Here is a 7,924-nt window from a genome sequence, read left to right on the forward strand (position 1 = left end):
GCTCGATCGCGTTGCGACGGACGAATCGAACGCACGGATTGTAATCAAGGCCAGGATTACCCATTACGTTCGGGCAATCCTGGCCTTGTTTTTTCACGAGAAACGCCAGCGAGTACTTCGTCGAGATGGCTCAAGCCAGCGTAACCAGACGGTATCGGTTTTGCGCCGCCCATCGGCTACACACCGACCATCTTTCTCCCGAGGAGAACTGGGCTGCCTTCGGAAAATGTAACAATCCCAACGGACATGGCCACAATTATGTGGTGCTGGTGACGGTCAAGAGCGGGCTCAAATCAACTGGCGATACAGTCGCGAGCCTCGCTGCGCTGGATCGTGTGGTCACTGACACGATCATCACGAGATTCGATCATCATGATTTGAATCAGGATCCTGAGTTTGCCAGCCGGACAACAACGGGAGAGAATCTGGTCAAGCTGATCTGGGATCTTCTCGTCGAGCAACTGCCGGGCGGATCGCTGGAAAAAGTCGGTGTGGTCGAGACCAGGGATAACTACTTTGAATATGCAGGACCGGCAAGGCCCAATGGGGGATCACATGGCTAAACTGGCAGTGGCACGACGACGGAGGCAAGAAGTGGAAGATGTGAGCCGGGGCGGAAGATCCCCTAATCTAGTCCTTCTTCAATCCCTGGTCACACAGATGTTGCTCGCTCTCGGCGAAAAGCCACGCCGAAACGGATTAGTGAACACCCCGGAGCGGGTGGCAAAAGCCCTCGCCTTCATGACGCAGGGTTATCAACGAAACATCGACCATCTCCTGAACGGAGCACTATTTCCGATCGAGTACGACGAGATGGTCATCGTAAAAGACATCGACTTCTTCAGCCTTTGTGAGCATCACTTGCTGCCTTTCTTCGGCAAGGTCCACGTAGGTTACCTGCCCAATAAGAAGGTGGTGGGGTTGAGCAAGATCCCGCGCATCGTGGACACGTTTGCGAGGCGACTGCAAGTGCAAGAACGGCTGACGACACAGATTGCTGAAACCCTTGAGTCAAAGCTCAACGCGAACGGGGTGGGCGTGGTCGTTGAAGCGCGCCATCTCTGTATGATGATGCGGGGGGTGGAAAAACAGAACACAGTAGCAGTGACCAGTTCGATGCTCGGGACCTTCCGCAGCCAGCAGCAAACCCGCCTCGAGTTTCTGAAGCTCATCAGACGTGGCAGCGTCGGCGATTCGGATTAGCCTTTTGAGCAATTCGACAGAAAATCCCCGACGATCCGATTGAACAACTCCGGCCGCTCAAGATTCGACAGATGTGCCGCTCCGGGAATCGTCGCTAGTTGTGCTCTTGGGATCTGGCCGGCCATAAGCTTTGAGTCAGCGGGTGGGGTGGCCACATCCAGTTCACCGACGATGATCTGGGCAGGACACGTGATCAGGTGCAGGAGGGGAATGGAATCCGGCCGTTCGGCCATGGCCATCAAGTCTCCTGCGATCCCACTGATCTGGTTGCCTTCAATCATCGATCGCACGTTCTGAACCAGCGTTGGATTTGACTGGATAGTCCCAGGGCTCAGCAGTTTGGGAATCATAAGGTCGGCAATCGCAGCCGGCCCTTGAGTATAGGCGACTTGGGCCATCTGGAATCGGCCGAGTCTGCCTTCCGGCGTGTCGGCCTGAGCCCTTGTGTCCGCCAGTATTAAACCCTTCACACGATCGGCAAACTTTCGATAGAACGTGAACAGGATATAGCCTCCCATCGAGAGTCCGACGAATACTGCATGCGGGACCGACAAGTGGTCCAGCAACGCCCGAACATCATCAGCTGCCTGCTCGAGGGTGTAATGCCAGAGGGGAGCATCGGATTCACCGTGTCCTCGTAAATCGATCGTGATGACTCGGTACCCGGACGCAAGAGCCTCCTCCTGCGCGCCCCACATTGTCCGGTTCAGCGGAAAGGCATGGAGAAACACGACAGGGAGTCCGGCCCCCTTGTCGGTATACGCGAGAGCGATGCCGTTGATCTGAGCCTTCATGGGAACCCCAATGTCCAGCGTGATTTCGTACCATCGAGCGATTCAACCGTCAAGGCAGGGTTGACCGGTGATCGGCACGTGCGTATTTGCGGTCGGTTAGGAAAGGCGTATAGAATTCTTCCACGTATCTATGGCACGCGACCAGCATCAGCCAGCCGATTTGTATACTGCTCCGGGAACAATAGCCGACACAAGTATTCGTCCGCTCGCCGCGCGCATGCGTCCCCAATCATTTGAGGATTTTATCGGGCAAGACGAGATCGTCGGCCCAGACCGTCCTCTCCGCAAGGCCATCGAAGCAGATCGGTTATCGTCGGTCATTTTCTGGGGCCCGCCGGGTTGCGGTAAGACGACATTAGCCCATCTCGTCGCTCGCCACACGAGGGCGCACTTCGTCTCGTTCTCCGCCGTGACCAGCGGGATCCCTGAGTTACGCGAAATCGTCAGAATGGCCGAGCACCGATTGGCGACAAGTCGCCAGAAGACGATTCTTTTTGTGGATGAAATTCATCGATTCAATAAGGCGCAGCAGGACGCATTTCTCCCCCACGTCGAACGAGGCACGATCATCTTGGTTGGCGCAACCACGGAAAATCCCTCGTTCGAAGTCATCGCGCCGCTGCTGTCCCGTTCGCTGGTCGTGGTTCTCCATCCACTGCCCGACTTCGCGTTGGGCCAGATTCTGGATCGTGCCTTGTCCGACGGCGAACGAGGCTTCGGAAAACTGGCCATCGTGATGACGGAGGCAGCGAAACAGCGGTTGATCGCGTATGGAAACGGCGACGCGCGGGCGCTATTGACGGCTTTGGAGTTCGTGGTCCAAGAGACTCCGCGACGCTCCGACGGATCGCTCCACATCGATGAAGGCCTTGTCGACGCGGCATTACTGAAGAAGTCCTTGCGATACGACAAGACAGGTGAAGAACACTACAATGTGATATCAGCATACATTAAAAGCCTCCGCGATTCTGATCCGAACGGCGCACTCTACTGGCTGGCGCGCATGCTCGAAGCGGGGGAGGATCCAAAATTTATTGCCCGCCGCATGGTCATTTTTGCTTCTGAAGACATCGGCAATGCCGACCCTTTGGCAATCGTCGTAGCCACTTCCGTTGCACAGGCTGTACAATTCGTCGGGCTCCCGGAGGCACAAATTAATCTCGCCCAGGGAACGACATACCTCGCGTCCCGACCTAAGGACAATGCCTCCTACATCGGCTTGTTGGAAGCACTCGAAGATGCCAAAGCCCATGGAAATCTTGGAGTTCCGTTACACCTTCGGAATGCGGTAACCTCGCTCATGCGGGATCTGGGGTACGGGAAGGGGTATCGGTATGTGCACGAGGACCAGCAGGCTAAGACCGAGCAGACACACCTCCCGGAACCGCTGCAGGGTCGCCAATATTATCGTCCGAAAGACAAATCGCAGTCGACGGGATAGGTGGTTGGACAAAGTCTTCTAATCGGTTATACTTAGATTGATGAAGCGTCAGGAATCCAAGCCAACGGCTGCAGTGTTAGCCTCCCACGAGCGGCGCAAGTTTGTTCGCGCGACACTCATCGGATCGGCATTGGTATCTCCCAAAACCGGGGCCAAGGCGATCACGGCTGTGCTGGATAACGTCAATAGAATCGGAGCCGGTCTTCATGCCAAGGATCGTCTCTCGATGGGAGAAAAGGTCACCGTTTCGTTGGCCTTTCTGGATTCGGAGCGGGCAGAACAGCAAGAGAAGCTCGATGGAACGGTTGCATGGGTGAAGCCGTGGGAAAAAGGATTCTTGATCGGGGTGACGTGGGACGAGGTGGTGACGAAAGAGAAGAATCGCTGGCTGAATTACTACCTTGAAGAAACCATCAAATCGACGATTTAGCTGATTGCCTCCAGTTTTTGTTTAACTCCCAGAAGTTCCGCGGACAGCGCTTCCCACCGTGCGGTGAGACGTTCTAACTCTTTCTTCCAGGTTTCTTGCTGGAGATGGAGGTCGTGCCACTTGCCGAATGCCTTATAGAGTGCCGGGTCAGCCAACTCTTGATCTCGTGCTTTGATCTTCGCCTCATACTCAGCGATCTCCGCTTCGGCCCGCGACACCTGTTTTTCAAGCCGAGCCTGTGTCTTATTCAGGTCCCGTCGATCATAGGATGACGGCTCGGTCCTTGCTGGATGAGTCATGGCCTTGGTCGGCACGGGAGTCTTTGGCGCCGTCTTCTTCCCCAGTTCCTCGCTCGTCTCCTTGAAGGATTCGAATTCCTGCGCCTTTTTCCAGAGATAGTACTCATAATCCCCAAAGTAGTTTCTCGCTTGGCCATCCTCGATTTCAACGACGCGCGTAGCAATCCGAGTTAAGAACGTGGGATCGTGGGAAATAAAGATGATGGTGCCGGGAAAGTCGGTCAACGCATCCGTAAGCACGTCGACAGAAGCAGGGTCCAAGTGGTTGGTCGGCTCATCGAGAAGCAATGTATTGGCCGGTTCCACCAACATTCTCGCCAGAGCCACGCGATTTCGCTCTCCTCCGCTTAATGCTTTGATCGGCTTCTTCTGGTCCGGCCCGGAAAACAGAAACGCTCCGGCGAGCCCGCGCAGGAAGTTCATCTCCGATTGCTTGGACACTTCCGACAGGGATTCCAGGACCGTATGTTCAGGGTTCAGAGTTTCAGCCTGATGTTGGGCAAAGTAGTGGAGCGTCACACCATGGCCGACCGTACGCTTTCCTTTCTCGAACGGCAGCACGCCGGCCAGCATTTTCAATAACGTACTCTTACCGGCGCCGTTCTCACCGACTAACGCAATCCGTTGGCCGCGCTCGACAGAGAAGTCCAACGATTGGTAGACCACCTTTTCACCGTAGGATTTTGCCACTCCGGTCAGTTCGAGCACATGGCGTCCGCTCGTCGACGGCAAAGGGAATTTGAATCGAACACGTTTCGCATCGCGCTGCAGTTCGATCCGCTTGACCTTCTCGAGCTGTTTGATGCGTGACTGTACTTGGCTGGCCTTGTTGGCCTGATACCGAAAGCGATCGATGAACTTCTGAACTCGCGCCACTTCCTTGGCCTGCCGGTTCGCGGCAGCTTTCAATTGAGCGTCGCGCGCGGCGCGGAGTTCTTTGAACTTGCTGTAATTTCCTCGGAATTCTTGAATGGTCTTGTCACGAATTTCCCAGATGTGCGTGGTGATCCGATCCAAGAACGCCGTATCGTGGCTTATTACCAGCAGTGTCAGCTTCGAGTTCAAGAGAAACTCTTCAAACCACCGTTGCGTCGGCTTATCGAGGTGGTTCGTCGGCTCGTCGAGCATCAGCACGTCCGGATTGGACAACAGCAGATGGGCGAGGGCGACGCGCATCCGATAGCCGCCGGAAAGATTTTCAACCGGTCGTCCGAAATCACTCTCACTGAAACCAAGTCCGGACAAAATGCGCTTGGCTTCATATTCGGGGTATTGGTCTCGATGAGCCGCGTCCAGAACGGTTTTACCCGAAATTGTTTCTAACTCCTGCGGGAGGTAGCCGATCCGGAGACGGGGACGTGTGCGGATCGTGCCCTTGTCCGGTGATTCCTGCCCCAAGATCATTTTGAAGAGCGTCGTCTTTCCGACGCCGTTCGGCCCCACGAGACCGACACGAGTTTCGGGTCTTAGATGCGCAGAGCCGCCATCGAGCAATACCTTGGTCGCAAATTGTTTGTGGACCGATTCAATCTGTAACATAGGACGTTGAAGTGCAAACGACGATGAGCGACTTAGCCGGGCAGGTGAGAACTCAAAGACGCAAGAAGTTGAATAGTCGCTGAAACTTGGTGGAGCTGGCGGGGATTGAACCCGCGACCTCGTGAATGCCATTCACGCGCGCTCCCAGCTGCGCCACAGCCCCACTCCTCCGTGCAAAAGCAGAAAAAACCATCGTGAAAACGAGGTCATGCTAACATGCACCCCGCGGCCAGTCAAGAAATGGGAGGGAGCGGCGAACCATGCGCCCTTCTCACTCGCGTCGCGCGCACGATCAGAATGTGCTCGCTGGACGCGCGCGGTCAATGGCATCACGGCTCCTCTCCTTGCGGAGCGGCACGGAGAAGAGCGGAAGAAGTCCTAATCAGGCGGCTTGACAAACTTTTGATGGACTCCTACGATGGCGCCTGGCTCTGGCCCCCTATTGTCGGTCAGGGCTGTTTTTTTGAGGACTCGTGATGGCTAATTTGGTTGTAGTCGGCACACAGTGGGGTGATGAAGGTAAGGGCAAGATCGTCGATATCCTCGCCCGCGACGCCGACGTGGTCGTGCGCTATCAAGGCGGTTCCAACGCCGGGCATACCGTCATCAACGAACGAGGGACGTTCATCTTTCATTTGATTCCATCGGGTATTCTTTACCGCGGGACGCTTTGCGTCATCGGCAACGGGGTTGTCGTCGATCCCGCAGCACTGATTGAAGAGATGGATCACCTTCAGGCGCAGGGAATCAGATTCGGCAAGAACTTTGCGATTAGCGAGCGAGCTCATCTAATCCTTCCTTATCACAAGGCGATCGATAAGGCGTCGGAGCAATCCAAGGGAGCCCGTCGCATCGGGACGACGGGACGCGGCATCGGTCCCTCCTACGCCGACAAGATGGCACGCATCGGCATTCGGATGGGCGATCTGCTCAATCCCCAGGTGTTTCGAAAAAAACTTGAAGAGAATCTCGTCGAAATCAACGGGTTTTTGGAGCAACTCTATAAGGTCGATCGGTTCGAGGTAGACAAAGTGTTTCAACAGTACATGGGCTTCGCGGAACGCCTTCGGAGTTATATTGTCGACGGCGCCATGCTGCTGAACAAGGTGATTGATGCCGGGAAGACCGTGCTCTTCGAAGGCGCCCAGGGCACCCATTTGGACGTGGACTTGGGCACCTATCCCTACGTCACCTCGTCCAGCGCCGCAGCAGGAGGCGCGGCGATTGGCACTGGTGTGGGTCCGACAAAAATCGATGCTGTGATGGGGGTCGCGAAAGCCTACACGACACGAGTCGGCAGTGGGCCCTTTCCGACGGAGCTGAACGACGACATCGGTGGAGGACTGCAGGAGCGTGGGAAAGAATTCGGGGCAACAACCGGGCGTGCCCGCCGCTGCGGATGGTTCGATGGGGTGGTCGCACGGTACGCCACCATGGTGAATGGGATGACGTCCTTGGCGGTCACGAAGCTTGATGTCTTGGATGGATGCAAGGAAGTGAAGCTCTGCACGGGCTATCGTCGCGGCGGCCGGATTCTTCGGGATATGCCGTCGGATCTCCAGACGTTGACCCAGTGCGAACCGGTCTATCGCACATTTAAAGGATGGACCGTTCCCACGACCGGCATGACGGTGTTTAAGCGACTCCCGACTGAAGCCAAGCGATACCTTCAGGCGATCGAAGATCAGGCCGAATGTCGGATCGACATGATTTCGACCGGTTCGAAACGTGACAAGACCATTTTCCTGCGGAATCCCCTCAAGGCCCGCACGCGAGCGCGCTAGGTCAGAAACATCTTCTCTAGGCACGCGTTCATCGCCGGTGGTAGAATCCGCACTCTTCACTCGGTGAGCCGCTAGCTCAGACGGTAGAGCATCGCCCTTTTAAGGCGAGGGCCCTGGGTTCGAGTCCCAGGCGGCTCACCAACTAATTCAAGTGGTTCCGTCCCCACCGTGCTCGGTCAACTCCGACTGTGTCACTTTTTGTGCCCCCCTCTCGCAGTGACGAGGGGTCTAACACGTTGACTCCGTCCCGTAGGCTCTCCGGTGAGTGATGCGCATAGCGTTGCGTCATGACCCCCGTCTTGTGGCCTAACAGGCGCTGGATCTTGTAGAGATCTACGCCTCTTTGAGCGAGTCTGGTTGCGAAGGTGTGGCGCAAATCGTGGAACCGAAACTCCTTGAGACTCGCGCGTCCCTTCGCGCGGCAAAACGCGCGC

General features: G+C 56.0%; 8 protein-coding genes and 2 tRNA genes. 6 read left to right on the forward strand and 4 right to left on the reverse strand.

Going from position 1 to position 7,924, the window contains the following annotated elements:
• Positions 1–125 precede the first annotated feature (125 nt).
• Together VEI50_16355 and folE are read left to right on the forward strand one after the other, a co-directional pair.
• On the forward strand, positions 126–563 hold the full coding sequence (locus VEI50_16355; GenBank protein HXX76705.1) for a 6-carboxytetrahydropterin synthase: 438 nt from the start codon (positions 126–128) through the stop codon (positions 561–563).
• A complete protein-coding gene (folE, locus tag VEI50_16360; protein HXX76706.1) occupies positions 556–1,203 on the forward strand; it encodes a GTP cyclohydrolase I FolE in 648 nt (215 codons plus the stop codon). Before VEI50_16355 ends, folE begins: the two co-directional genes overlap by 8 nt.
• On the opposite strand, the gene VEI50_16365 is transcribed toward folE, so the two are convergent.
• The gene (locus VEI50_16365; GenBank protein ID HXX76707.1) at positions 1,200–1,997 is read right to left on the reverse strand and encodes an alpha/beta fold hydrolase; all 798 of its coding nucleotides are present in this window, start codon (positions 1,995–1,997) and stop codon (positions 1,200–1,202) included. The genes folE and VEI50_16365 overlap by 4 nt on opposite strands.
• Before the next feature lie 130 nt (positions 1,998–2,127).
• On the opposite strand from VEI50_16365, the gene VEI50_16370 reads away from it, so the two are divergent.
• The gene (locus tag VEI50_16370) at positions 2,128–3,438 is read left to right on the forward strand and encodes a replication-associated recombination protein A (GenBank protein HXX76708.1); all 1,311 of its coding nucleotides are present in this window, start codon (positions 2,128–2,130) and stop codon (positions 3,436–3,438) included.
• A 40-nt stretch (positions 3,439–3,478) separates the two neighbouring features.
• Complete coding sequence (locus VEI50_16375) at positions 3,479–3,868, forward strand: PilZ domain-containing protein (protein ID HXX76709.1); 390 nt, start codon at positions 3,479–3,481, stop codon at positions 3,866–3,868.
• On the opposite strand, the gene VEI50_16380 is transcribed toward VEI50_16375, so the two are convergent.
• Positions 3,865–5,706: an ABC-F family ATP-binding cassette domain-containing protein gene (locus VEI50_16380; protein HXX76710.1), complete on the reverse strand. Its 1,842-nt coding sequence runs from the start codon at positions 5,704–5,706 to the stop codon at positions 3,865–3,867. The genes VEI50_16375 and VEI50_16380 overlap by 4 nt on opposite strands.
• A gap of 87 nt (positions 5,707–5,793) precedes the next feature.
• Positions 5,794–5,869: transfer RNA gene (locus VEI50_16385), tRNA-Ala, on the reverse strand.
• 313 nt (positions 5,870–6,182) lie between these two features.
• On the opposite strand from VEI50_16385, the gene VEI50_16390 reads away from it, so the two are divergent.
• Both VEI50_16390 and VEI50_16395 read left to right on the forward strand, forming a co-directional pair.
• Entirely contained in the window at positions 6,183–7,490 is a 1,308-nt protein-coding gene (locus tag VEI50_16390; protein HXX76711.1) for an adenylosuccinate synthase, read from the forward strand.
• 65 nt (positions 7,491–7,555) lie between these two features.
• Positions 7,556–7,631: transfer RNA gene (locus tag VEI50_16395), tRNA-Lys, on the forward strand.
• 1 nt (position 7,632) lies between these two features.
• Here the strand turns inward: VEI50_16395 and VEI50_16400 are convergent.
• On the reverse strand, positions 7,633–7,924 hold a 292-nt coding region (locus VEI50_16400; protein HXX76712.1), incomplete at its 5' end, for a tyrosine-type recombinase/integrase.

It is taken from the genome of Nitrospiraceae bacterium (genome assembly GCA_035623075.1).
Classification (GTDB): Bacteria; Nitrospirota; Nitrospiria; order Nitrospirales; family Nitrospiraceae; genus DASPUC01.